The 25,178-nt window shown below is 29.0% G+C and carries 25 protein-coding genes; 17 read left to right on the forward strand and 8 right to left on the reverse strand.

Annotated elements, in window-relative coordinates; genetic code table 11:
* Nucleotides 1–6: 6 nt before the first annotated feature.
* From L8U37_RS03310 to L8U37_RS03345, 7 genes are all read left to right on the forward strand, one after another.
* Nucleotides 7–210: a cytochrome c oxidase, cbb3-type, CcoQ subunit gene (locus tag L8U37_RS03310; protein WP_133319395.1), complete on the forward strand. Its 204-nt coding sequence runs from the start codon at nt 7–9 to the stop codon at nt 208–210.
* Complete coding sequence (gene ccoP, locus L8U37_RS03315) at nt 210–1,088, forward strand: cytochrome-c oxidase, cbb3-type subunit III (RefSeq protein ID WP_263728586.1); 879 nt, start codon at nt 210–212, stop codon at nt 1,086–1,088. Before L8U37_RS03310 ends, ccoP begins: the two co-directional genes overlap by 1 nt.
* Nucleotides 1,088–1,300 carry a DUF4006 family protein gene (locus L8U37_RS03320; protein WP_133319393.1) on the forward strand — a complete coding sequence of 71 codons (213 nt, stop codon included), beginning with the start codon at nt 1,088–1,090 and terminating at the stop codon, nt 1,298–1,300. Before ccoP ends, L8U37_RS03320 begins: the two co-directional genes overlap by 1 nt.
* Before the next feature lie 100 nt (nt 1,301–1,400).
* The gene (locus L8U37_RS03330) at nt 1,401–1,976 is read left to right on the forward strand and encodes a hypothetical protein (protein ID WP_261529512.1); all 576 of its coding nucleotides are present in this window, start codon (nt 1,401–1,403) and stop codon (nt 1,974–1,976) included.
* Nucleotides 1,977–1,978: 2 nt separating this feature from the next.
* On the forward strand, nt 1,979–2,491 hold the full coding sequence (locus L8U37_RS03335; protein WP_263666262.1) for a FixH family protein: 513 nt from the start codon (nt 1,979–1,981) through the stop codon (nt 2,489–2,491).
* A complete protein-coding gene (locus tag L8U37_RS03340) occupies nt 2,491–4,878 on the forward strand; it encodes a PD-(D/E)XK nuclease family protein (RefSeq protein ID WP_263728587.1) in 2,388 nt (795 codons plus the stop codon). Before L8U37_RS03335 ends, L8U37_RS03340 begins: the two co-directional genes overlap by 1 nt.
* Entirely contained in the window at nt 4,875–7,619 is a 2,745-nt protein-coding gene (locus L8U37_RS03345) for a RecB-like helicase (protein ID WP_263728589.1), read from the forward strand. Before L8U37_RS03340 ends, L8U37_RS03345 begins: the two co-directional genes overlap by 4 nt.
* On the opposite strand, the gene L8U37_RS03350 is transcribed toward L8U37_RS03345, so the two are convergent.
* From L8U37_RS03350 to L8U37_RS03360, 3 genes are read right to left on the reverse strand one after another with little or no spacing between them, the layout of a single operon-like run.
* The gene (locus L8U37_RS03350; protein WP_263728590.1) at nt 7,616–8,830 is read right to left on the reverse strand and encodes a WG repeat-containing protein; all 1,215 of its coding nucleotides are present in this window, start codon (nt 8,828–8,830) and stop codon (nt 7,616–7,618) included. The genes L8U37_RS03345 and L8U37_RS03350 overlap by 4 nt on opposite strands.
* 48 nt (nt 8,831–8,878) lie before the next feature.
* The gene (locus tag L8U37_RS03355) at nt 8,879–9,100 is read right to left on the reverse strand and encodes a hypothetical protein (RefSeq protein WP_263728591.1); all 222 of its coding nucleotides are present in this window, start codon (nt 9,098–9,100) and stop codon (nt 8,879–8,881) included.
* Nucleotides 9,097–9,900 carry a DnaJ domain-containing protein gene (locus L8U37_RS03360; protein WP_263728593.1) on the reverse strand — a complete coding sequence of 268 codons (804 nt, stop codon included), beginning with the start codon at nt 9,898–9,900 and terminating at the stop codon, nt 9,097–9,099. Before L8U37_RS03360 ends, L8U37_RS03355 begins: the two co-directional genes overlap by 4 nt.
* 189 nt (nt 9,901–10,089) lie before the next feature.
* On the opposite strand from L8U37_RS03360, the gene rplM reads away from it, so the two are divergent.
* The 10 genes from rplM (at nt 10,090) to L8U37_RS03410 (ending at nt 21,124) form a co-directional block, all read left to right on the forward strand.
* Nucleotides 10,090–10,515, forward strand: coding sequence for a 50S ribosomal protein L13 (gene rplM, locus L8U37_RS03365; RefSeq protein WP_039617653.1), 426 nt, complete (start codon nt 10,090–10,092; stop codon nt 10,513–10,515).
* A 2-nt stretch (nt 10,516–10,517) separates the two neighbouring features.
* Nucleotides 10,518–10,907, forward strand: a complete 390-nt coding sequence (gene rpsI, locus L8U37_RS03370; RefSeq protein WP_039617655.1) for a 30S ribosomal protein S9 — start codon at nt 10,518–10,520, stop codon at nt 10,905–10,907.
* Nucleotides 10,908–11,151: 244 nt separating this feature from the next.
* Entirely contained in the window at nt 11,152–12,138 is a 987-nt protein-coding gene (locus L8U37_RS03375) for an OmpA family protein (protein WP_263661062.1), read from the forward strand.
* A 3-nt stretch (nt 12,139–12,141) separates the two neighbouring features.
* Nucleotides 12,142–12,786 carry an HAD family hydrolase gene (locus L8U37_RS03380; RefSeq protein ID WP_263659498.1) on the forward strand — a complete coding sequence of 215 codons (645 nt, stop codon included), beginning with the start codon at nt 12,142–12,144 and terminating at the stop codon, nt 12,784–12,786.
* A 117-nt stretch (nt 12,787–12,903) separates the two neighbouring features.
* Complete coding sequence (nifJ, locus tag L8U37_RS03385; RefSeq protein ID WP_133319384.1) at nt 12,904–16,458, forward strand: pyruvate:ferredoxin (flavodoxin) oxidoreductase; 3,555 nt, start codon at nt 12,904–12,906, stop codon at nt 16,456–16,458.
* Between the two features lie 2 nt (nt 16,459–16,460).
* Nucleotides 16,461–16,784 carry a hypothetical protein gene (locus tag L8U37_RS03390; protein ID WP_133319383.1) on the forward strand — a complete coding sequence of 108 codons (324 nt, stop codon included), beginning with the start codon at nt 16,461–16,463 and terminating at the stop codon, nt 16,782–16,784.
* Nucleotides 16,756–18,147: a pilus (MSHA type) biogenesis protein MshL gene (gene mshL, locus L8U37_RS03395; protein ID WP_263728594.1), complete on the forward strand. Its 1,392-nt coding sequence runs from the start codon at nt 16,756–16,758 to the stop codon at nt 18,145–18,147. The genes L8U37_RS03390 and mshL overlap by 29 nt, the downstream gene beginning before the upstream one ends.
* Nucleotides 18,128–18,457, forward strand: a complete 330-nt coding sequence (locus L8U37_RS03400; RefSeq protein WP_133319381.1) for a CDC27 family protein — start codon at nt 18,128–18,130, stop codon at nt 18,455–18,457. Before mshL ends, L8U37_RS03400 begins: the two co-directional genes overlap by 20 nt.
* The gene (locus L8U37_RS03405) at nt 18,450–19,967 is read left to right on the forward strand and encodes a GspE/PulE family protein (protein WP_263728595.1); all 1,518 of its coding nucleotides are present in this window, start codon (nt 18,450–18,452) and stop codon (nt 19,965–19,967) included. Before L8U37_RS03400 ends, L8U37_RS03405 begins: the two co-directional genes overlap by 8 nt.
* Nucleotides 19,964–21,124 carry a type II secretion system F family protein gene (locus L8U37_RS03410; RefSeq protein WP_263728596.1) on the forward strand — a complete coding sequence of 387 codons (1,161 nt, stop codon included), beginning with the start codon at nt 19,964–19,966 and terminating at the stop codon, nt 21,122–21,124. Before L8U37_RS03405 ends, L8U37_RS03410 begins: the two co-directional genes overlap by 4 nt.
* Here the strand turns inward: L8U37_RS03410 and L8U37_RS03415 are convergent.
* The 5 genes from L8U37_RS03415 to L8U37_RS03435 are packed head-to-tail and all read right to left on the reverse strand — an operon-like array spanning nt 21,121 to nt 25,130.
* Complete coding sequence (locus L8U37_RS03415; protein ID WP_133319378.1) at nt 21,121–21,873, reverse strand: TSUP family transporter; 753 nt, start codon at nt 21,871–21,873, stop codon at nt 21,121–21,123. The genes L8U37_RS03410 and L8U37_RS03415 overlap by 4 nt on opposite strands.
* Nucleotides 21,858–22,607: a TIGR02757 family protein gene (locus L8U37_RS03420; protein WP_263728598.1), complete on the reverse strand. Its 750-nt coding sequence runs from the start codon at nt 22,605–22,607 to the stop codon at nt 21,858–21,860. The genes L8U37_RS03415 and L8U37_RS03420 overlap by 16 nt, the downstream gene beginning before the upstream one ends.
* Complete coding sequence (gene flgK / locus L8U37_RS03425) at nt 22,607–24,436, reverse strand: flagellar hook-associated protein FlgK (RefSeq protein ID WP_263660511.1); 1,830 nt, start codon at nt 24,434–24,436, stop codon at nt 22,607–22,609. Before flgK ends, L8U37_RS03420 begins: the two co-directional genes overlap by 1 nt.
* Before the next feature lie 10 nt (nt 24,437–24,446).
* Nucleotides 24,447–24,881 (reverse strand): flagellar export chaperone FlgN, encoded by a 435-nt coding sequence (gene flgN / locus L8U37_RS03430; protein ID WP_133319375.1) that lies wholly within the window; start codon nt 24,879–24,881, stop codon nt 24,447–24,449.
* Between the two features lie 42 nt (nt 24,882–24,923).
* Complete coding sequence (locus L8U37_RS03435; RefSeq protein ID WP_133319374.1) at nt 24,924–25,130, reverse strand: flagellar biosynthesis anti-sigma factor FlgM; 207 nt, start codon at nt 25,128–25,130, stop codon at nt 24,924–24,926.
* Between the last annotated feature and the right edge of the window lie 48 nt (nt 25,131–25,178).

A 25,178-nucleotide genomic window follows, 5' to 3' on the forward strand; every position in this document is an offset into this window, starting at 1 on the left:
AAAATTATGGATTTAGAACTAATAAGAGAGTTGCAAGCTTATGGCTTTTTTGCCCTTGTAGTATTCTTAGTGGTAGTTTTGTATTCTTATTGGTTTCATTTGTATAGATCTGAAAAAACAGGTAGAAGAAACTATGAAAAATATGCTGATTTAGCATTACATGATGAAATTGGTGATCGTGTTTTAGAGCAAAATAAAAGGAGTGCTTAATGCAATGGTTGAACTTACAAGATAATGTTAATTTATTATCTTTTATTGGAGCAATTCTTATCATATTGATTACGCTTGTTGTGGTAGGAAAATTGTTTAAAAGTATGAAAGAAGAAAAAAGTCAGGGTGAGCTAAGTGAACATAGTTGGGATGGTATAGGTGAATATAAAAATCCTATACCACTTGGCTGGGCTGTGGTATTTTTCTTAGCTATAGTATGGTGTATATGGTATTTTCTTTGGGGGTATCCTTTAAATAGTTATTCTCAAATTGGTCAATATAATAAAGAAGTGCAAGCGCATAATGAGAAATTTGCACAAAAATTTGCAAATTTAAGCAATGAAGATAAGCAAGAAATGGGTAAAAATATCTTTTTAGTTCAATGCTCTTCTTGTCATGGTATTACAGGCGATGGTATCAATGGAAAAGCTCAAAATCTTAATGTTTGGGGTTCAGAAGAGGGACTTATAGAAGTAATTACTAAAGGTTCTAAGGGCTTAAATTATCCTATGGGTGAGATGTTAAGTGCAGCAGATAATGGTATAGATGAAGCTGATATTCCTGCAATTGCTGCTTATGTTGCTTCTGAAATTTCAGCAATTAAAAAAACTGAAAATCCTCAACTTGTAGTAAAAGGAAAAGAATTATTTATCACTTGTACAGTATGCCATGGTGAAGATGGAAAAGGAACTATTGATGGTCAATTAGTGGCTCCAGATTTAACAAAATATGGTAGTGCAGAATTTGTAGTAGATGTTTTAAATCGTGGTAAAGCAGGTAGTATAGGTGTAATGCCTCATTTTAACAATGGCTTGTTAAATGAGCTTCAAAAAGAAGCAGTTGGCGAATATGTGATTTCTCTTTCAAGGGGCGAATAATGGAAAATTCAAACAGATGTGTATTTTCACTTTCAGGCGTTAGCGGAATGTTAATAGCAACTATTTTATTATTATCGATTTTAGCAGGATTAACTATTTTGGGTCTAAAAACACAACAAGATGTTATGCAAAAACCTTATAAAATAGAAAATGCAGAACAAATTAAAATGTTTGACTCTAAAAGAGAAGAACATATCATTATAAAGGAATGATTATGGCAAAAGTTCTTGAGTATTTAATCATAGCCGGTTTAGTTGTAGCGGCTGGAATCACTGCTTGGTCGGTTTTAACTGCAAATCATCTTTTTATAGGATGAAAAATATATTTAAAGGCGGTTTTTTAGCCGCCATTTTTATTTGTTTTGCTAATTTTTTACATGCTGAAATATTATTAAATGATAATATCTTAAACACTGCGATAGAACAAAATATCACTACAAGTTCTAGACAAATTTATGAATTAACTGGAGTAAATATCGCTTTAGCATTAAGTGATAAAAAAGATTTTGAAAGTTTAAAAAATTATGAAGCTAATTTAAGTAAGCCATATATTTTACTTGTATTTTCTAAAGCTTCACATAAGGTAGATATACTCGCAAGCGATGATGCTTTGGCTTTTTTTGATAAAGAAGGTGTTTTGAGTCCTTATCCTGAAAAAGGAACAATTTTACCTATACTTGCAAATCCTAAACAAAAAGATATTTATAATGCAGCTATTTTAAATGGTTATGCAGATATAGCCGATCAAGTAGCAAATTATTTTAATATAAAACCTTTTTATGGAAATTCAAATCGTGATACTTTAAATATCATGAGAATTTTAATCTATGGATTTTTATGTGTTGCAATTTTAATGCTAGTTCAAAGAAAAATCAAAAGGAGAAAATAAAAATGGAAAATAAGAAAACATTTTGGCCTTATGGTATTTTGATTTCTTTGGGGCTTATTGTTATAGCTTGTATTGTTACGATTTTTATTGCAAGCAAGGCTCCTGTGTATGAAGATAATTTTTATTTTGATTCTTATCAAAATGTAGAGTTAAATTATAATGAAATTCAAAACAGACAAAAGACTTTTGATGAAAATTTTAAGCTAAGCATTAAAGACAAAGAAAGCTTTATGCATAAGAAAAATCAAGTTTATTATATCAATGAAGGGCAAAATGAGCTTAGGATTGCAATTGAAAATTTAAAAGATTATGACTTGAGTAAGCTTCAAATCCAAACTTTACTTTCGCGTCCACATACAAATGCAAATGATGAGAATTTGCAAGTAAGATTAGAAGGAAGTGATTTGGTGTTTGATTTTAATATCAAAGAAAAAGGTGTTTGGCAAATACTTTTAAAAATCACTCAAGATGAAAATAGTGTAGGATTTTTTAAATTCTTTTTGCAGACTAAATAATGAAGCTTTTTGTATTTAGCTCACTAAGAGCTTTAAGAAAGTATTATGAGAAAAAACTACAGGTTGATAGTTTAGTAGAACCGGCTATGAGTATAGCCGAATTTATACAAAAGTTAGTTTTTTCTCCGCATTTTCAAGCAACACACTATGAGTGTTTACTTTTGATGAAAAAGGCTTGTGAGCAAACTAAAAATTTAGAGCAAAGCTTAAAAATACCGAGTAATTTTTTTGCTTTCTTAAAAAATAATGCTTATTTATTTAGTTTCTTTAAAGAGCTTAGTTTAGAAAAAAAAGATATCAACTCATTAAAATTTCATGATGCTTACGTTCAGTATGATGAACATTTGCAAATTTTAGAAGAACTTTTTAAAAATTATCTTACCTTGTTAAAAGAGCAAAATCTATATGATGATATTTCTTTGCCGCTAGATTATGAAATTAATAGTGATTTTTTAAAAAATTATGATGAGATTATTGTTGATTTTCAAGGTTTTTTAAATGCCTTTGAAGTAGAGCTTTTGTTAAAAGTTAAGGAAATACTTCCTCTTAAAGTGCAGTTTAATTGCACTAAATTTAATAAAGATTTTTTAAATACTCTTAGCTTTTTACAAGGACTTTCTCTTAAGGCAAATTATGCTTATTTGTTTGATTTAAATCAAAAAACAATTTTAAAAGAAGAGTGCTTTTTTAAAGAAAGTAAAATTAGTTATAAAAGTTTTCATTTAAGATCTTTACAAGCTGCTTTTGTTTTTGAAAAAATTAATTCTTTTTTAAAATCCGGTATAAGCGCAAAAGATATTGTAGTGATTACACCTGATGAGAATTTTGTAGATATTTTAAGACTTTATGATAAAAGCAATGTTTTAAATTATGCAAGTGGAGAAAGTATTAAAAATACACTTTTTTATCACAGATTAAAGTCTTTGTATGAAAGTGCTAAAAATGATGAGTTTGAGTATGAAGAAAATGAAGAATTTTATGAAAGGTGTAATTTAAACAAACATTTGTGTAATTTACATTTTTTTTCTTCTAGTGTTGATTTTACAGAGTTTAAAAAGTTTTTTGATGAAAATATTTCTTTTGATTTTTTTGAGAATTTTATTTTTAATTTGCTAGAAGATAGTGATGAGGAATTAAAAAATTATATACATCAAGAGCTTATTTTTATCAAAGAGCTTGTAAAAACACACGAGTTAAGCTTTGTGCAAATTTTAGAATTATTTTTCATGCAAATTGATGGTATAAAATTAAGCAGTGTTGGTGGTGGTGAAGTTACTGTAATGGGGCTTTTAGAAAGTAGGGGACTTAGATATGACGGGGTGATTATAGTCGATTTTAATGATGAGTTTATCCCAAAAAGAGTTTCAAGCGAGTTATTTTTAAACAATGAAATTCGCAAAAAAGCAGGACTTATCACTCATGCTCAAAGAGAAAATTTACAAAGACATTATTATTATACTTTAATAGCCAAGGCAAAATTAGTTGGAATTTCTTATGTGGAAAATGAAGAAAAAATCAAATCAAGATTTTTAAACGAACTTGAACTTCCATTTTATGAAGACAAGACTTATAGTAATAATGCTTATGTGAAATATTTTCAAACTTATCCATGTACTTTTAATCTTGAGCCTATTGTAAGTATTAAAGCAAAGCACGATTATTTTCAAAACGATCTTTCTTTTTCAAGATTTCATCTTCTTGTGCATTATGGTTTGGATTATTATTATAAATATGTTTTAAGATTAAAAGAGCCAAAGACTTTAGACGATACACTTAGAGCAAATGAGTTGGGGAGTTTTATTCATAAGGCTTTAGAGCTTTATTATACACAAAAATCTAAAAATCATTTTGATTATGAAGTTTTTATGCAAGTGATAAAAAGCATTAAGCAATACCGAGTTGATGCGCTAAATTTAGCTTTAATACAAACTATATTTAAAGAATTCCAAACACTTGAAAATGAGCATTTTAAGCAAGGTTATGTGGTAGAAAAATGTGAATTTAATCCACCAAGAAAAGAATTTATTGCAGAAAATGGAGTGAAAATTCACGCCATAGGCTTTTTAGATAGAGTAGATAATAATGGCAATGAAAGATTGATTATAGATTATAAAAGTGGTAAGGCAGATGAAAAGTCTTATCAACTTGCTTTTTATAAGTTTTTATTAGAAAATCAAAATACCCTATTAAATACAAAAGCTTGTTTTTATGATCTTAAAAATATCAAAATCATACATGAAAATGCTAAAAGTAAGAGCGTACAAGAACTTAAAGATTTGCTTAATGAGCTTGCTAAAGAACCTTTGGAAAAAGAATTTTTTAATCAAAAAAACGACAATACTTACAGCCCTTATACCATGCTTTATAAAAAGGAGTTTAAGCTTTGAGTTATCATTTTGAGCCTTTTTTAGCTTTGGAAGCTAGCGCAGGAAGTGGAAAAACTTTTGCATTAAGTGTGCGTTTTGTAGCTTTGGTTTTAATGGGAGCTAAGATTAATGAAATTTTAGCCCTTACTTTTACTAATAAAGCTACAAGTGAAATGAAAGAAAGAGTTTTTAAAACCTTTTTAGAATTTGATGTGCTTGAAAATGGAGAGAATAAAGCAGAATGTAATGAGCTTATGAAAATGCTAGGCAAAAGCAAAAATGAGCTTATAGCTTTAAGAGAAAAATACAAAGATGAGTTTTTAAGATCTAAGCTTAATATCTACACTTTTGACAGCTTTTTTTCACAAATCATTCGCTCTTTTGCTTTAAATTTAGGTCTTATGAGTGATTTTGACATTATAGAAAGTCAAGATAGTTATAAAAATTTCATTTCTAAATTAGACGAAGAAGAATTAAGAGCTTTAGCTTATTACATTGTCCAAACAAAAAGTAAAAGTGATTTTTTGCAAAATCTTGAAAGCTTGTATGAAAGATCTTGTGAGATAAATTCTATACAAAATGCACATTTTCCAAATAAAACTTTTTTGGAAAAAAGCTTAAGTGAGTTTATAACTTATGCAAGAAATTTAAGTACAGATAAAAACTATCAAAAAAATTTTGAATTTGAAAACATAGAAGATTTCTTTACTAAACCTATTATTTGTGATTTAGATAAAAAGTATTTTGTAAAAGTCATCGATAGTGAATTTTTACAAAAAAGAGCAGAGTTTTTACAAAGCGCAAAAGAGTATTTTACTCAAATGGAAAATTATCGCATTAGTATGCTTGCAAAGCTTTTGAAGCATTTTAAAGAAGCAAGAAATGAAAACAATGCTAAGCAAAATGCATTGACTTTTTCAGATATAGCTTTAAAAACTTATGAGTTAATTAGCGATGAAACTAATAAAGATTTGATTTATTTTAGACTTGATGGTTATATTTCGCATTTATTAATCGATGAATTTCAAGATACTAATGTTTTGCAGTATCAAATTTTAAAACCCATCATTGCTGAGCTTGTTTCAGGCGAGGGAGTGAAAAAAAATAGAAGCTTTTTTTATGTGGGGGATAAAAAGCAAAGCATATATGGTTTTAGAGGGGGTAAAAAAGAGCTTTTTGATAAGCTTTTAAAAGATTTTCCACAAATTAAATTAGAGCATTTAGATACTAATTATCGTAGTAAAAAGATCATTGTTGATTATGTAAATGAAGTCTTTAAAGATAAATTTTTTGATAGCTTTTTAAATCCTAGCTTTACTTTGCAAAAAAGCATTAAAGAAGGTGGATATGTGGAAGTTTTGCAAAATCATATCCTACCAAAAAGTTCTTTGCATGAAGCAAGTGGCAAAGAAGTTTTAAAGATCATCCAAAAGCTTTTAGAAAAAGGCGTAAAGCTCAGTGAAATTTGCATTTTGGTATGGATTAACAAAGACGCTACTTTAATGAAAGAATTTCTTGAAGAAAATGACATTAAAGCCTATACGCAAAGCAATGTAGCTTTGATGGATTGTATTAGCGTAAGAGTGCTTTTTGAGTATGCAAAGGCTTGTGTGCTTAAAGATGAGTTTAGTTTGTACTTTGCAAGTAGTATTTTAGAAAAAGAGCTTGAGTTTATAACGCTTGATTTAAACCGCAGTGTAGGTGAGATTTTAAAATACTTAGTACATGTTTTAAAGCTTGATTTAAGCGATGTTAATCTCATCGCATATTTAGAGTATGCAAGTACTTTTGATAATTTTTTTGATTTTTTATTTGCTCCATGCGAGTTGAAGTCTTTACAAGCTCAAGATGATGGAGTAAGTATTATGACCGTGCATAAGTCTAAGGGGCTTGAATTTGAAAATTTAATCGTACTTGATAGACTTAGTAAAAAAGCTCCGGATAATGAAACTTTAATGTTTGAGTATGATTTAGAGCAAGGTTGGGAAGTAAAATACCGACACAGTGCTAGAAAACATCTTGAAGATCAAAATTACAATACCTTTTTAGCTAAAAAAGAAAAACTTCAAGCAGAAGATGAGATAAATTGTCTATATGTGGCGCTTACTAGAGCTAAAAACTCTCTTTTTATTATAAAAAATGATGAGAGTTTTAAAACCTTTAAGAGCTATTTTCAAGGCTATGAGGAAAAACAAATAGGCATAATAGAAGAACAGCTTTCAAAAACAAAAGAGCCTTTAGAAAATTTAGAACAAATAGAAAACTTTGAAGAATTTCAAAAGGTAAATTTGCAAGAAGTCAAAGTAAAAAGTCATCTTTCAAGCACGCAAATACATTTTGGTTTGGCTTTGCATGAGTTTTTGCAATATTTTGACTTTAATACTAAAAGTAATTTTGAATTTTGCAAGCAAATGGTGTATAAAAAATATCGTTTTTACTTAGATGATGAAGGTTTTAATGAGCTTTTTAAAAGACTTACTATGCTTTTAAAAGATGAGAGCTTTAACGCGCTTTTAGCGGGTAAAAAGCTACTAAAAGAGCAAATCATCACTTATAAAGGTGAGCAAAAACAGCTTGATATGCTTGCATTTGATGATAATGAAGCTATCATTATAGACTATAAAACGGGTTTAAATTTAAACGAGCATAAAAAGCAAGTTTTGCTTTACAAAGAAGCCATAGAAAAAATCTTAGCCAAGACTTCTACTAAGGCTTTTTTGGTATATGTTTTAAAAGATAAAGTGGAGATAGCGGAGGTTTAATAATAATCTATATCATCAAATATAGGTTTTATTACAACTTTTCCACTTTTATTTATAAAACCGTATTTTCTATTTATTTCAATTCTTGCCAAACCTTTGTTAAAACTCCAAGCACTATCAAATTTAGGTTTTATTACAATTTTCCCACTTTTGTCTATAAAGCCCCATTTTCTATTTATTTCAATTCTTGCCAAACCCTCTTTAAATTCCCAAATACTATCAAAATCAATTTTAGGCTCCGCTACAATTTCTCCACTTTTATTTATAATTTTATACTTTCCATTTAATTCGATAATTGCCAAACCATCATTAAAATATGAAGTATTATCAAGTTCTGGTTTTATTATAACTTTTCCATTTTGATTAATAAATCCATACTTTCCATTTAATTCGATAATTGCCAAACCTTCGCTAAAATTCCAAGTACCATCAAATTTAGGTTTTATAACAAATTCTCCATTTTTATTTATAAATCCATATTTTCCATTTAGTTTAACACTAGCCAAGCCTTCACTAAATTCTTTAACATCATTAAATTTGGGTTCAACTATAACTTTTCCATTTTGATTAATAAATCCATATTTTCCATTTAATTCTACAATTGCTAAACCTTCACTAAAACCATAAATATGATCAAATTTGGGTTCAACTATAACTTTTCCATTTTTATTTACGAGACCATATTTTTTATCTAGTTCAATTAATAAACTTTCACTAAAACTCCAAGCATTATCAAATTTAGGTTTTATAACAAATTCTCCATTTTTATCTATAAATCCATATTTCTCATTTAATTCAATAGCTGCCAAACCATCGCTAAAATCCCAAGCATTATCAAATTTAGGTTTTATAACAAATTCTCCATTTTTATCTATAAATCCATATTTTCCATTTAGCTTAACACTAGCCAAGCCTTCACTAAATCTCTGGGCATAATCAAATTTTTCAATCGCAACTTCACCGTTTTTATCTAAAAAACTCCATTTTCCATCGATTTTAACTCTTATTAAATCACCATTCATAAATATATTAGCAAAGCAAGCTTTACTATCTCCCTTGTCACATTTTTCTTTGTAGATAGCTTGGAGTATTTTACAACTTGCTTCATCGCTGTGGCATTTACTTTCAAGTTCGCTTGTGTAAATTCGGCTGTATTTTCCACCGTAAAAATACTGATACACACTTGCTAAGGCTATCAAAATCAAAATCATCACACTAGCTATGATTTTACTTTTGTGTTTTATGATGAATTCTTTTCTTTATTTGAGTTTCTTTTCTCTTTCTTCTTGGGCTATTTTTATCTCTTCTTCGATTTTCTTCTTTCTTTCTTCTTCTAATCTTTTTAATTCTTCTTGTCTTTGTCTTTCTTTTTCTAGTTTTTCTTTTGCTTGTGGATCGTATAGTTCATTACTTCCACATCCTTTACAAAATTTAGCTACATCTAAATTTTTCATATTGCAATGTTTGCAAATAAGCATCATTCACCCCTTGCTTGTTTTATGATTTCATAGGCTAGGTTGATCTTTTTCATCATCTCTTGAGCTATCTTTAAAAGTTCAGGTGGAAGCTCTTTAGAATGAAGATTATCATAGTGGTATTCTTTAGCTAGTTTTCTATAATTTTTCTTTATACTTTCAAAATCATCATTTGGATGAGAATTTAAAATTTCATAGGCTTGTTCTAGGGTGATTTTTATTTCATCTTGGTGTTTTTCTTGTTTTTGCTGAGTGTTTTCATGTGTGAAATTATAAATTTGCTCATATCTTATTTTTATTTCCCTAAAGCTTATGAGGTTTAATCCAAGTCCTATGATGATATTTTCCATTAAGGTGTTTTCATTTGCACTCATTTGTTTATTATAATATATTAGATCAAGCAATAAACATATAAGAAAATCTGCTTCTTTCTTGCTTATGTGTATGTTAGAGCAAAGCTCACTAATGCTTCTGCCTTGACTTTTCTCATGCTCAAAAATACTTGCATAAGTATTTCTAAAGCCACTATACTCTTTAGTATAAAACATTTCTATCTTATCAAGCAAAGAAGATATAAATTTAGATAAATCTTGAGTAATGATTTTATTATCTACTTTGGCAACTTTTGCTAAAAAAGCAACCATGATAGCAGGATTTTTACTATAAATAAAATCAAATTTTTGTCTTGCAGCATGGTATAATTCTTTTCCGCAAAATATACAAAATTTAGCGTCTTTATCAGGATTAAATTCTGAGCAATGCTTACAAATTCTATATTCTTGAACTTTAAATTTTAAAGAAAACAAAATAAAACCTTATTTTTAATATAATAGAAAGTTATTTTATAAAGAACTTACTTAAAAAGTGCTATTTTACTTTTTATCTGCAAGAATTAATCAAAATATTTAAGCTTTAAATATTCTTAAATTAAGTATTAATTAAGCTAAAATAATTATAATCTCATTTTTAAAAAAATTTTTGGCAAAGGTAAGATGATGACAAAGATAACAAAGCCAAACGAAGTAAAACGCGAATGGATCGTTTTAGACGCTGAAGGAAAGCGTTTTGGTCGTCTTTTAACAGAAGTAGCGACTATTTTAAGAGGTAAAAATAAACCTTGCTATACTCCAAATGTTGACTGTGGAGATTATGTAATCATTATCAATGCTTCTAAAGCAGTTTTCACAGGTGCAAATAAAGCAGAAGATAAACTATATCACAGACATTCAGGGTATTTTGGAAGCGTAAAAAGTGAAAAATTTGGTGATTTATTAGAAAAAAATCCAGTTAAATTATATAAATTAGCAGTTCGTGGTATGCTACCTAAAACAAACCTAGGTAGAGCTATGCTTAAAAAATTAAAAATTTATGCAGGTAGCGAACATCCTCATACTGCTCAAATTGCTAATAAAGGAAAATAATCATGGCAACAACATACGCAACAGGTAAAAGAAAAACCGCTGTAGCTAAAGTTTGGGTAAAAGCTGGTAGTGGTAAAATCATCGTTAATGGTATGGATTTAAATACTTGGCTTGGCGGACATGAAGCTATAAAATTAAAAGTAGTTCAGCCTTTATTAGTAACTAAACAAGAAACTTCTATGGACATTAAAGCAACAACTTTAGGCGGTGGTTACAGTGCTCAAGCTGAAGCTTTAAGACATGGTATTTCAAGAGCTTTAGCTGCTATGGATGCAGATTTTAGAGCATTATTAAAACCAAAAGGACTTCTTACTAGAGATAGTAGAACTGTTGAGCGTAAAAAATACGGTCGCAGAAAAGCAAGAAGAAGCCCACAATTCTCTAAACGCTAATATTTTTTGGATCCATTTTGGATCCATTTTCTCTATTTTTTTTAAAAAAATCATATTTTTTTCATATATTTTTATTTTATTTAAAATCAAAGGATTTTTTGTTTAGAATAAATATTTATAATTCCAAGGTCCGATCAGGGAAACCTCCTTTTTGTAGTAAATTTAAGCCCCTTACCCAAAGGGGCTTATTTTATTTTAATCTTCTTTTTTATATAATCGCTCAATTTATTTTATAAGGATTGTTATGAAAAAAATTATAAGCTTAGTTAGTTTAGCTAGTGTTTTATTTGCTTTTGATGCTAGCAAAATAGAAATAACCCCGACCTTTAACTATACAACACCAGAAGGAAATTTAGATCTTAAAAATTATGGTGGAGTTGGCTTAAGATTTGGCTATCACTATGATGATTTATGGATAGATCAAGCTGAACTTGGTTTAGAGTATTATGATAATGCAAAATATAATAATCCAAATGATAATACACATACAAATACTAGTGTTTCGAGATTTTATGTGAATGCTATTAAAGGAATTGATTTAGCTAATCATGTGTATTTATATGGATTATTAGGAACAGGTTATGAGTATTTAAGTCATGGGGCTTATGAAAATAAAAGTGGTATGTTTGCTCAATATGGTGCGGGTTTTAAATTCGCGCTTGGAGAAGATTTAGCTTTAAGACTTGAAGCAAGAGATCAAATTAAATTCAACAATGGCGAACATAATTTAATTTCTAGTGTTGGTTTAAGTTTTTATTTTGGCAATAAAGCTCCAAAAACTCCTAATGTTGAAACAAAACAAATTGAAGAAAAGCCACAAGTAAAACAAATCGATAAAACATGTTCAGAACCAAGAAAAGGTGCTTTGCTTGATCATATAGGTTGTGAAAAAACAATAGCACTTGAGGGACATTTTGGTTTTGATCAGACTAATATAAATCCAGAATTTGCTCAAAAAATTCAAGAAGTAGGTAAGATCTTAGAAGAAAATCCTCAATACTATACTATTTTAGAAGGCCATACAGATAGTACAGGTCCTAAGGCTTATAATCAAAAATTATCATTAGAGCGCGCTAATGCCGTAGCGAAGGAACTTGAAAAAACAGGTGTTGCTAAAGAAAAAATTGTAACTAAAGGCTATGGTTTTGAAAAGCCAAAAGCAAGCAATGATACCAAAGAAGGTCGTGCGCAAAATAGACGCGTTGAAGCAAAATTTTTTATTAAAGAATAAACTTTGCTAAAAAAGACAATTTTATTTGATTTAGATGGCACTTTGATAGATTCTACAAGTGCCATTTTAGATGGATTTGATGCTGCTTTTAAAGCTTTTAATGAGCCTTTAAGAGATCATGAAGCTATTAAGGCTTTGATAGGTTTTCCTTTGGATGTAGCTTTTGAAAAGCTTGGTGTGGCAAAAGAGAAAACAAGTGAATATATTAATGCTTATAGAAATGTATATCAAAAAATCTATATAGAACAAACTTCTTTACTTCCTTTTGCAAAAGAAAGTGTATATGAGGCTAGTTTATTTGCTGATTTAGCTGTTGTTACGACTAAAAGTTCTAAATTTTCTAAACCTTTACTTGATCATTTAGGTATAGGAGAGCATTTTAAAGTTATTATAGGTAGAGACGATGTAACTTGTCCAAAGCCAGATGCTGAGCCTATTTTATTAGCTTTGAAGAAACTTTCTAAAAACAAAGAAAATGCTTTTATGGTAGGTGATACTCATTTAGATATAAAAGCTGCTCAAAATGCCAATATTATTCCTGTGGCTGTAAGTAGTGGTTATGAAAGTAAAGAAAGTTTAGCTAAATTTGAAATTCCGCTTTTTAAAAATACCTATGAAGCCATAAAATATATAAGAAATATCCGATAATTTCCCATTTAAACTCTATACCTATAAATAATAAAAAATTTTTATTATTGTTTAAGACAATTAAAGATAAAGTAGTTATTGACTTTAAGTAATTATTTAATTATAAGGATAGATTAAATGAGTAAAATAATGAAAACGATGGATGGTAATGAAGCAGCAGCTTACGCTGCTTATGCATTTACAGAGGTTGCTGGAATTTATCCTATCACTCCAAGCTCTCCTATGGCTGATTATACTGACATATGGGCTTCTCAAGGCAAAAAAAATCTTTTTGGAGTGCCAGTTAAAGTTGTAGAAATGCAAAGTGAAGCAGGTGCAGCAGGGACAGTTCATGGATCTTTACAAGCGGGTTCTTTAACCACGACTTATACCGCTTCTCAAGGACTTTTGTTAAAAATACCAAATATGTATAAAATTGCAGGTCAACTTTTACCTGGAGTAATTCATGTGGCAGCTAGAGCTTTAGCATCTCAAGCGCTATCTATTTTTGGAGATCATCAAGATATTTATGCTGCAAGACAAACAGGTTTTGCTATGCTTTGTTCACATTCTGTGCAAGAAAGTATGGATTTAGCAGGTGTTGCACACCTAGCAGCTATTAAAGGTAGAGTGCCTTTTATGCATTTTTTTGATGGTTTTAGAACCTCTCATGAAATCCAAAAAATTGAAGTAATGGATTATGCACATTTTGATCGCTTATTGGATCGTAAGGCTTTATTGGAATTTAGAAATTCCTGTCTAAATCCAGAAAATCCAAAAACAAGAGGTACGGCTCAAAATGATGATATTTATTTTCAAACAAGAGAGTTGGCAAATAAATATTATGAAGCTGTTCCTGATATTGTTAATGAATATATGCAAGAAATTTCAAAAATTACAGGAAGAGAATACAGACCTTTTGTGTATTATGGGGATAAAAATGCAACGCGTGTTGTTGTAGCAATGGGTTCAGTGACTGAAGCTTTAAAAGAAGTTGTAGATTATTTGAGTAGCAAAGGTGAAAAAGTAGGGGTTTTAAAAGTTCATTTATATAGACCATTTAGTTTAAAATATTTATTTGATGTAATGCCTCAAAGTGTTGAAAAAATTGCTGTTTTAGATAGAACTAAAGAGCCAGGAAGTTTAGGCGAGCCACTTTATTTGGATTTAAAAAGTGCATATTATGGAAAAGAAAAAGCACCTTTAATCGTTGGTGGTAGATATGGACTTTCTTCAAAAGATGTGGATCCTGCTCAGCTAATAGCAGTTTTTGAAAATCTAAATCAAGCAAATCCAAAAGATGGTTTCACCATAGGAATTAATGATGATGTAACCTTTACCTCATTGCCTGTGGGAGAGAAAATTTCTTTGGGTGATGAAAGTACTATAGAGTGTTTATTTTATGGACTTGGTGCCGATGGCACTGTAGGTGCAAATAAAAACTCTATTAAAATTATAGGAGATAAAACAGATTTTTACGCGCAAGCTTATTTTGCTTATGATTCTAAAAAATCAGGTGGTTACACAAGAAGCCATTTAAGATTTTCTAAAAAACCTATTACTTCAACTTATTTAGTTTCTACGCCACATTTCGTAGCATGCTCAGTGGCTGCGTATTTAGAAATTTATGATGTTTTAGCAGGTATTAGAAAAGGAGGAACTTTCCTTTTAAATAGTATTTGGAGTGCGCAAGAAACTATTGAAAAAATTCCAAATGCGGTAAAAAGAGTTTTAGCGCAAAAGGAAATTAATTTTTATATCATTAATGCTACAAAACTTGCTAGAGAGATAGGACTAGGTAGTAGAACAAACACGATTATGCAATCAGCATTTTTCAAACTTGCTAATATCATTCCTTTTGAAGATGCGCAAAAATATATGAAAGAATTAGCTTATAAATCATATAGTAAAAAAGGTGATGCTATAGTTGAAATGAATTATAAAGCTATTGATGTAGGTGCAGATGGACTTGTAAAAGTTGATATTGATCCTTCTTGGGTAAATTTAGCTAATGAAGCAAAAGAAGAAACTATAGCTTATAAAGGTACTGAGTTTGTTGAAAAAATCGCAAAACCTATGAATGCAGCTAAGGGTGATGATTTACCAGTTTCGGCATTTTTGGGCTATGAAGATGGTAGTTTTGAGCATGGTACTACTGAGTATGAAAAAAGAGGCGTTGGTGTTATGGTGCCAAGATGGATAGAAACTAATTGTATTCAGTGTAATCAATGTGCTTCAGTATGCCCTCATGCAGTTATCAGACCTTTCTTGATTGATGAAGAAGAATTAAACAATGCTCCAGCAGGTGTAAAAGAGCACAGCTTAAATGCAAAAGGCGTGAAAGAACAAAAATTAAATTTCAAAATTCAAGTTTCTCCGCTTGATTGTACAGGTTGTGAGCTTTGTGTGCATGAGTGTCCTACCAAAGAAAAATCTTTAGTGATGGTACCACTAGGTGAAGAGCTTGATCATGGTGAGCAAGAAAATGCAGATTATTTATTCAAAAAAGTAAGTTATAAAGATAATATTTTAAATAGAGAAAATACCAAAGGCATCCAATTTGCTCAACCTTTATTTGAATTTCATGGAGCATGTCCAGGGTGTGGAGAAACTCCTTATATTACTTTAATTACTAGATTATTTGGTGAAAGAATGATTGTTGCTAATGCAACGGGTTGTAGTTCTATTTATGGTGGCTCAGCTCCTTCAACTCCATATAGAAAAAGCAATAAAAATGGTCATGGACCTGCTTGGGGCAATTCTTTATTTGAAGATAATGCTGAATTTGGTCTTGGTATGAAAATAGCAACTGAAACTACAAGACATAAAATAGAACACATAATGAATGAAAGTATGCAAGAAGTACCTAACGCACTTTCTGCATTATATAAAGAGTGGATTGCAAATAAAGAAGATTCTAAAGTTTCTTTGGAATTAAGAGATAAATTAGTTCCATTGTTAGAAGAAAATAAGCAAATCAAAGCAGTTAATGATATTTTAGAGCTTAAAAGCTATTTAAGTAAAAAATCACATTGGATTTTTGGTGGTGATGGCTGGGCTTATGATATAGGTTATGGTGGACTTGATCATGTTTTGGCAAGCGGTGAGAATGTAAATATTTTAGTGCTTGATACTGAAGTGTATTCTAACACAGGCGGTCAGAGCTCAAAATCTTCAAGAACGGGTTCAGTAGCACAGTTTGCTGCAGCAGGTAAGCCAGTACAGAAAAAAGATCTTGGTCAAATTGCTATGACTTATGGTTATATTTTTGTGGCTCAAGTAAATTCTAATGCAAATTATGCACAATTGTTAAAAGCTGTAATGGCGGCAGAAGCTTATGATGGACCTTCTTTGATTATTGCTTATTCTCCTTGTATAGCTCATGGTATTAAAGGTGGACTTGGAAATTCAGGAAATCAAGCAGAGTTAGCTACAAAATGTGGATATTGGCCAACTTATATTTATGATCCGCGTTTAGAAGCTGAAGGTAAAAATCCTTTAACAATTTCTTCAAAAGAACCTGATTGGGATTTATATGAAAGCTTTTTAATGAATGAAGTTCGTTATAATTCTTTGAAAAAATCAAATCCTGAGCAAGCAAAAGAATTATTTGAAAAAAATAAAGCAGAGGCACAACGTCGTTACAGACAGCTTAAGCGTTTAGCAAGTGCTGATTTTAGCAATGAAAATTAATTTTGTTTCGAATTTTTTTTCTTGTTTTATGGGTAATTAATGCTTTTGGTGTTAATTATCCATTTTTAAATCAAAATTGTTATGTTGATAATTTAATTTCAATTCAAGATCCTTTTTTTAAAAAGACTACAAATATAAAATCTAATTTTTCTTTGCAAGCTATTGTTTCAAATAAGATTAAGATTAATGATAAGTGGTATGCTTTAAACGATTATATTGATGGTTTTAAAATAGTTGAAATTAGAAATTCTCAAGTTGTATTAAAAAAGGAAGAAAAAATAATGGTTGTAAATTTGTATGAAAAAAATAGTATTTTTATGTATTAATTTTTTGTTTTTTACAAATGTATTTGCCATGCAGTGTAATCAGCATTTTTTTAATATAAGAGTAGAAAACAAAACTTCTTTGCTTGAAATTTTAAATGAACTCGGAAGAGAGTGTGATTTTAGTATTATTATCAAAGATATTTTTGCTCAAGAAAAATTAATGCATGCTCAAAATTATTTACATATAAAGAAAATGTCTTTAAGAGAGATTTTTAAGCTTTTATTGGTGGAAAACAATCTTGCTTATGAATACGATAAAAATGCTTTAAAAATTTATGGAAAACAAGTTAAAACTTTTAAAGTGCATTATATAAGTTCTATTAGAGAAGGACAAAGTATTACTAAAGCTTCAGTGGATTCTAGACCAAAACAAGGAGATTATGATAATTATAAAGAAGTAGATAATTTAGTTATTAGTACTGATAAATTTGATTTTTGGGAGAAAATTTCAGAAGAAATTCAATCTTTGTTGGATGAAAATACAACTAAACCTATTGTCAATACTAATGCAGGAATTATTACTTTAAATGCAACTCCATATGAACTTGCAAGAGTTGGAAAATATTTAGATGACTTAAATAAAAGACTTAAAAAACAAGTTTTAATTGATGTAAGTATTGTTGCTGTGCATTTAAACAAAAATCATTCAAGTGGAATTAATTGGCAAGAACTTGCTTTTAAACTTAATGGTGATGATAATGATTTTATAATTAATAAAGATGGTGTTAGAAATATTAACTTAAAAGCAAATATTGAAACCAAAGCTATTTTAAATTTATTACAAGAAAATGGTAAAACAACTATACTTTCTAACCCAAAACTTATGGCTTTAAACAATCAGCAAGCTATTATTTCTATAGGCGATACAATAAATTATCAAGTAAAAGAAAGTTCTAAAGGAACAGAAAATGGTACAATAGTTAGTGAAATATATAATAATTACTCTATTTTTGTAGGAATTTTACTTAATATATTGCCTGAGATTTCAGATGATCATAAAATTATGCTTAGGATTAATCCAAGCTTGAGTGATTTTAAATATAGTTTTGATAATCATAGACAAAGTAAACCAAGAAATATAGCGCCAGATACTATACAAAAAAAGCTTTCTACTGTAGTTGAGGTTGATGATGGACAAACTTTAATTTTAGGCGGATTGATTAGTAAAAATACCATTAATAATCATAATGAAATAAGCATTTTATCTAAAATTCCACTTTTTGGAGCTTTATTTCAAGGAAAACAAAATTATGAAGATATTAGCGAAATAGTTTTTATTATCAAACCAAGTTTAGTAAAAACTAATAATAAAATTTTAAGTTTAAAAGACCTAGGTTTTCAGCATGAAGATGATATGTTTTAAAATCTTAATATGTTTTTCTTTTTTAAATGCTATAGAAATTCAAAACAATAGTTTCGATCAAAACATATTTTATGAAAAATTCATTAATCAACCAAACTATGAAAATGCTTTAAATTTAGCAAAATATTTTTATCAAAATAAAGAATACAAACAAGCAGTTTTTTGGGCTATAGAAGCTAATGATTTTGATTTATTGCAAAAAGAAGCTTGGCTTGTTTTTATTAATGCTAAAATAAAACTCGGAAGATATGAAGATGCTTTAATAGCTAAAAAAGAATACGAAAAGCTTTTGGAGATTTATTTTGAGTGATACACATCAAAAATTAAAAAACTTAAGTGAGTATTCTTTAAAAGAAATTGCTTCTCAATATAAAATGGAATTTTTAAATTTAAATCAAACTTTTGATTTTGAAAAATATCTTCACATTTTGCCTTTTTCTTTAATAGAACAACATGATATTTTTTGTTTTTATGAAGATGATGAAAATATCCATATAGCTTCCTTTAAACCATTGGAAGAGAATGTTTTGGAAAAAATACAAAATTTATATCGTTTTAAAACTATCAAGATTTTTCTTTGTGTTTTTACGCAATTTGAATTTTTACTAGAAAGGGTTAAATTTTTAATTAAATTTCAAAATCATCTTAATAGATTAGAGCTTAGTTTGAAAAGTGATGAAAATAAAGATGAATTTTTATTAGAGCAGTTTTTGAATTTAATTTTAACTTATGCTTGTTTTTTAAGAGCAAGTGATATCCATTTAGAGCCTTTAGAAAATGAAGTATATATAAGATTTAGAATAGATGGGGAGTTAAAATATATATATAGTTTTGATGCAAAATCATACCAAGCCTTATTGATGCATGTAAAAATTATTGCTTTGCTTAATGTAGCTGAACAAAGACAAGCTCAAGATGGGAGTTTTTCTAAAATCATTTTAGAACAAAAATATGATTTTAGAGTTTCAATTATGCCTTTATTATTTGGACAAAGCATAGTGTTTAGAATTTTAAAACAAGATGGATATGTTTTAAAACTTGATAAACTTTTTATCAAAGAAGAAAATTTAATTCAGCTGAAAATACACACGAATGCACCTTATGGTCTGATTTTGTTTTGTGGGCCAACAGGGAGTGGTAAAAGTACTTTTATGCATGCTATTTTAAATGAAATTGAACAAAGTAAAAAAATCATCACTCTAGAAGATCCTATAGAATATAAACTTAAATATGCTCAACAAATTCTTTTAAATTCTAAAGTTGGATTTGATTTTCACAAAGCTTTAAGAGCAGTTTTAAGACACGATCCTGATGTGATTATGATAGGTGAAATTAGAGATGAGGATAGTTTGGATATAGTTTTAAAAGCTTCCTTAAGCGGACATTTAGTTTTAAGTACCCTACACACTAATGGCGCTATAGACGCTATTTTTAGAATGAAGCATATGGGTGCAAGAGAATACTTAATAGCTCATTCTCTTAATTTAATTATAGCTCAACGATTAGTAAGAAAACTATGTGAATGTAAAGAACCTAACAAGGAAAAATTTTATTTTCAAAATCAAGTTTTTGAAGGAAAATTTTACAAAGCAAAAGGTTGTGTTGAGTGTATGTATAGTGGATATAAAGGGCGTTTGATGGTAGCTGAATTTTTGTTTTTAGATCATAATTTAAAAAATATGATAGAAAATAATGCAAATTATGAAAATATTTTAACATACGCTTTAAAAAAAGGTTTTTTGACTTTAGGTATGGATGCTTTAGAAAAGGCAAAACTTGGCTTAACAAGTATAGATGAGTTAAGAAAGATTAGTTTTTGAAAAAATTTGTTATTTTTTATGTATTAAATAAAGAGCAAAAACAATATATAATAAGGGCTAGAAATTTATATGAAGCTAGAAATTTTGCGTTAAAGTCATTTGTAAATATTATTAGTGTTGAAGAATATTTCAAACCGATAAAACATAAAATCAAAGAAGAAGAGCTTATTTTCATTCTTAAGGATTTAAATATGATCTTAAAGGCAGGATTAAGCTTACAGGAAGCAATTTTAGAATTTTTAAAATCAAGCTATGAAAAACAAAATATTAAAATTTTTAATACAATTTATAATAAACTCAATAATGGAAGTTCTTATAATGAAGCCTTTAAAGATATTTTAAATTCTAGAGAATGTGCTATTTTAAAAATTTGTGATGGCAGAGAAGATTTACATAAGGCTCTTGATATTATTATTAGTTTAAAAGAAAAAAATCTTTATAGTTTTAAGCAGTTAAAAAAGGCTATAGCTTACCCACTTTTCGTTTTTATGTGTATTATTTTTGCTTTTTTTATTCTTATAACTTTAGTTTTGCCTGAATTTAAAACTTTATTTTTACAACTTGAATTGGATTTGCCAAAAATCACTCAAATTCTTTTTATTATAGCTGATTTTTTTAGTCATTTTTATATGATTATTTTATTAAATATAGGAATTTTTATAATACTTGCTTATTCTTTTAGAAAGTCTTTGTTTTTTCATAAAATTCTTTTTTATTTTCCCATTTTTGGAAAAATAATATTTTATCAAGATAAATTTTGTTTTTTCTTAATTTTTTCATATTTATTAAAAGCAGGAGTGGATATAAAAAGAGCTTTTAAACTTGCTTGTGAAGGTATAGAAAATCAATTCTTTAAAAACAAAATGTTTATTATAAAGACTTCATTTGAATCAGGACTTGATTTAGCTCAAGCTTTTTCTAACACAAAGCTTTTTGAGTCTTTTGTGATAAGAATGTTAAATTTAGCTTTAAAAAGTTCTAAATTAGATGAAAGTACTTATGAGCTTGCTTTGTTTTATGAGTATAAAAAAGAAAATTATACTCAAAAGCTTTTGAGTGTTTTGGAGCCTTTGATGACAATTTTTATGGCGAGTTTGATTTTAGTTTTAGCCTTGGGTGTATTTTTACCTATGTGGCAAATTAGTCAAGAAATTTAAGCAAGATAATCATAAGCAACCTTAGCTATAGTTAAAGCAACCATAATCAAAAAGAGTTTTTTGATAAAAGTTCCTTGCGTTTTTAAGACTAGTTTTGATCCTATAAAAGCACCTAAAATTTGACCTATACCCATTAAAATACCAACTTTCCAAAGCACCTCATAAGAGTATAAAAATACCCCTAAAGCTACTATATTGCTAGTAAAATTTAAGATTTTGGTATTAATGCTTGCATTTTTCATGCTAAAACCAAGAAATATCACGCAAGCAAAAATCCAAAAAGATCCAGTTCCAGGCCCTAAAAAACCATCATAAAAACCAAGTAGCAAGCCAAAGATGATTTGAAAGCTTGTAGTACTCATTTTAGCTTTATTATGTACATGGCCTAAATCAGGCTTGAAAATAGTGTAAAAAAAGATTAAAACAAGGCAAATTAATACAATGATTTTAACAGCATTTTGATCTATTAGTAAGACTGCATAAGTTCCAATGGCAGCTCCAATAGCAGTAAATAAAATTCCCAAAGCTATCTTTTCTATATGCATAGATTTTCTATAAGCTAAAACCGCAGTGAGTGATCCAAAGGTACTTTGAAGTTTATTAGTAGCTAGGGCTAAATGAGGAGGAATACCACAAGCAAATAAAGCAGGTATGGTAATAAGCCCACCACCACCTACAATCGCATCAACACAACCTGCAAAAGCAGCAACAAAGAATAAAATCACATAATAAGTTAATTCAAGCTCCATAAGCTTTCCTTGTTTTGTCCGATTCTATATAGAGCAAAATCATATTTTATAGGATCAGCAGGATCGAATTTTTTAAGACTTTGCGTAAGTTCTAAAACACTTTTAAAATCATAAATCTTACGCTTTAAAAGCTTAAGTTTTAATGAAACTCTATGAGTATGAGTATCTAAGGGTATGAGTAAGTCTTTTTTATCGATATTTTTAAACAAACCTAAATCTAATTCATCTTTTCTTACCATCCACCTAAGATACATATTATATCTTTTTAAAGGACCTTTTGGAAGGTTAAATTCTTTTGAAAAGAAAAATTCATAACCATAACTTTTATAAGGATTAAGCTTGTAAATTGTTTCTATAAAAATTTTTATCGCTTGTGTGATATTTTGTTCTTTTTGATAAGTTTTGGTAAAAATATTTTCTATACTATCTTCATTTTTTAAGCGCTTGAGTGTGATAAAAATTTGAGCTATATCTTGAGAGTTTTGAAAGCGGTATTTTAGATTTTTACATTCTTTTTTAATAATCTCATCGTTTCTTTCAAGCAAGGAAAAATCAAGTTTATTTAAAAAATTTACAATATTTTTAGCATTCCCATAGGCAAATAAAGCACAAAGCAAGGCTATATTTTCATCTTTATAAACACTTGCAATTTGCAAAGGATCAGGATGAGAAAAAAGCTCTTTTTGAGTGTTTTTGCTTAAAATTGCTTCATCTAAAAGAGCTTTAATTTGCATTAAGATTTTAAACCAAGCAAGGTTTCAAGCATTTGATCAACGGTAGTTACGATTTTAGCTGCAGCGCCATAACTTGCTTGATATTGTATGAGTGCTGCTAATTCTTCATTGGTATTTACACCACTTTTTGATTGGTATTCTGCATAAGCTGTATTAAATACCGTCATATTAGTCGCATGCGCAAAGCCATTGCTTTCAGCATCTGAAGCAATTTGGCCTGTAAATTTTCTATAATATCCATCTAAAGTCATAGTATCTACTGTACCATCTTTATTATAAAAATTTACTTTTTGATTTTGAAGTTGCAACATAGCATTAGCTACATCGTTATTTCCATCAACTCCGTTTGAGCTTGCTTTTAAGCTATTTGGATCATTTCTAATGCTTGAATTTACATTAATGCTACTTGCATCTTGACCATTAAAAAATGAAGATACATTTAAAGCGCCTGGGAAATTTGTGCCATTGTCTTTAAAAGCTATTTTATAACCTTTTTTTAAGCCATTGATTTGGAAATTTCCACTATCACTTTTTCCATCATAATGATAAAAGGCTTGAAAATAATCATTTAAATCATCACCACCTTGACCATTTTTATTATCATCAATATCTGCATTGATTTGTTTAATAACATCTTCTATAGTGGTATTGACATCTATTTTTATAGTTCTAGTAGCTACTGCATTACCTTTTTCATCATAAACTGTGATGTCAAAGCTTCCTGCTTGGATGTTTTTATCATAACTCATTAAAGAAGTATCAGATTTTAAACCTTTTAAATCATCTGAATTTACTTTATCGGTTGCTGCTTGAGCATAGACATTATTAGTTTGAGTTATGAGTGTTTTTGTAAAGGTATTGAGCATATCTTTATACTCTTGTAATTTTCCATCGCTGTAAGTATCATGATTGCCATCATAATTTCTACCTCTAAGATCAAGTTGAGCACCAAGCTGCCCACCTGAAATTTTGCTTGTTAAATCATAGCGGTTTTCATCATTTACTTCATAATAAATTTGATAAAAACCATTAGGGTTGTTATTATCTAATTTTAAAGGGTGAAAGCTAGAGCCATTTACTATACTAAAACCTTGAATACTTAAATCATAATATCTTCCAGAATCAGTCATGGTAGATTCTAAAGTACTATCTTGAGAGCTTGTTCCTTTCCAAGCAACAGCATTAACTAACTTTGAAAGTCTAAGTTCAAGTTCATCTCTTTTGTCTCTTAGTTGATTTGCATTATCGGTAGGTAAAACTTCTTCATTTTCAAGTTGTTTATTAATATTTGCAATTTCTTGACCAATGTTATTAATCTCATCTACGGTTTGTTGAATTTGCTCATTAACTGTTTGTTGCATTTTGCTAAGATCTTGTAATGTTTTTTGTATGTTTTGAGCTAATGTGTTTGCACTATTAACAAGATCTATTTTACTTGCTCCATCGCTTGGGTTGGAAGCAAAGTTATTCCACGCATCATAGTAATTTTTATAATCTTGTAAAATACCAGTTCCTTGCATATCAGGAAATCTTTGACTTGCTTCTTGTAAAATTTGTCCTAAATAATTTGTATAGTTTTGTTGAGTAGTGGCGTTTTTTAGCTCATAATAAGAATGCTCATCATGCAATCTTTTAATAGTATCAATTTGCGTACCTGTTCCTAGGTGTAAGCCACCTCTATCAAGAGACATACCTGAACTTTGCACCGCTCTTTGTCTAGTATAAAATACTGCATTTGCATTAGAGATATTGTTACCTGTGGTATTGATTTGAAGTTCAGCAGCTCTTATACCACTAACCCCTGTATATAAACTATCAAAAATTCCCATGACTTAGCCTTTAAACATTGATCTTAAATAATGAATCTGGAATTGTCTTATTATCCCCATAAGCATTATTTGTTCCATTTTGTTCAAACATTGTATTTAAAAGATTGTCGTAAAAATTTTTAATAATAAGAGCCAATTTAGCATATTCTTTATTTTTTTGATGTAAGGTGTTTAAATTTTGCTTTAAAAGAGCAAGTTTTTCTTTATCTTCATCATCTAAAAGTTCGTCTAAACCCTTATTGTTTCCTTGATTGCTAAGTTCTACTAAAGCCTTATCAAGATTTTTTTTAGCAATTTGAAAATCATTTACAAGTTTAGTTTTTTCTTCTACGCTTTTGCTAACATGTTGGTGATTAGCAGCTTGAATTTGAGCTATATCTTCTAAAGTAAGATTGATGAGTTTTTCTAAAATAGAATTTGTTTTGTCTAAGTGTTGTTTAACCATTTTTTATCCTTTCTTAGGCACTAACCCAAAAAAGGATAAAAATTATAATAAAGAATCTACTATTGCTTTTGAAGTGGCTTGCAAGTCTATTTTATACTCGCCATTCTTTATTTGTGAAGCAATAAAAGATGCCTTATTTTCTTCTACCTTTTGAGTTTCTTTTGCCTTGTTATTTTCTTTGTTTTCTGTTTTATTTATATCGCTAGTAGCAACTTGAGCCACATAGCTTTGATGTATAGGGTTTATCATTTTAAGCCTCCAGTTCTATTGAAAAACTCTAAGAACCATATCGACACT

It is taken from the genome of Campylobacter sp. RKI_CA19_01122 (genome assembly GCF_025771325.1).
GTDB classification, from domain to species: domain Bacteria; phylum Campylobacterota; class Campylobacteria; order Campylobacterales; family Campylobacteraceae; genus Campylobacter_D; species Campylobacter_D lari_D.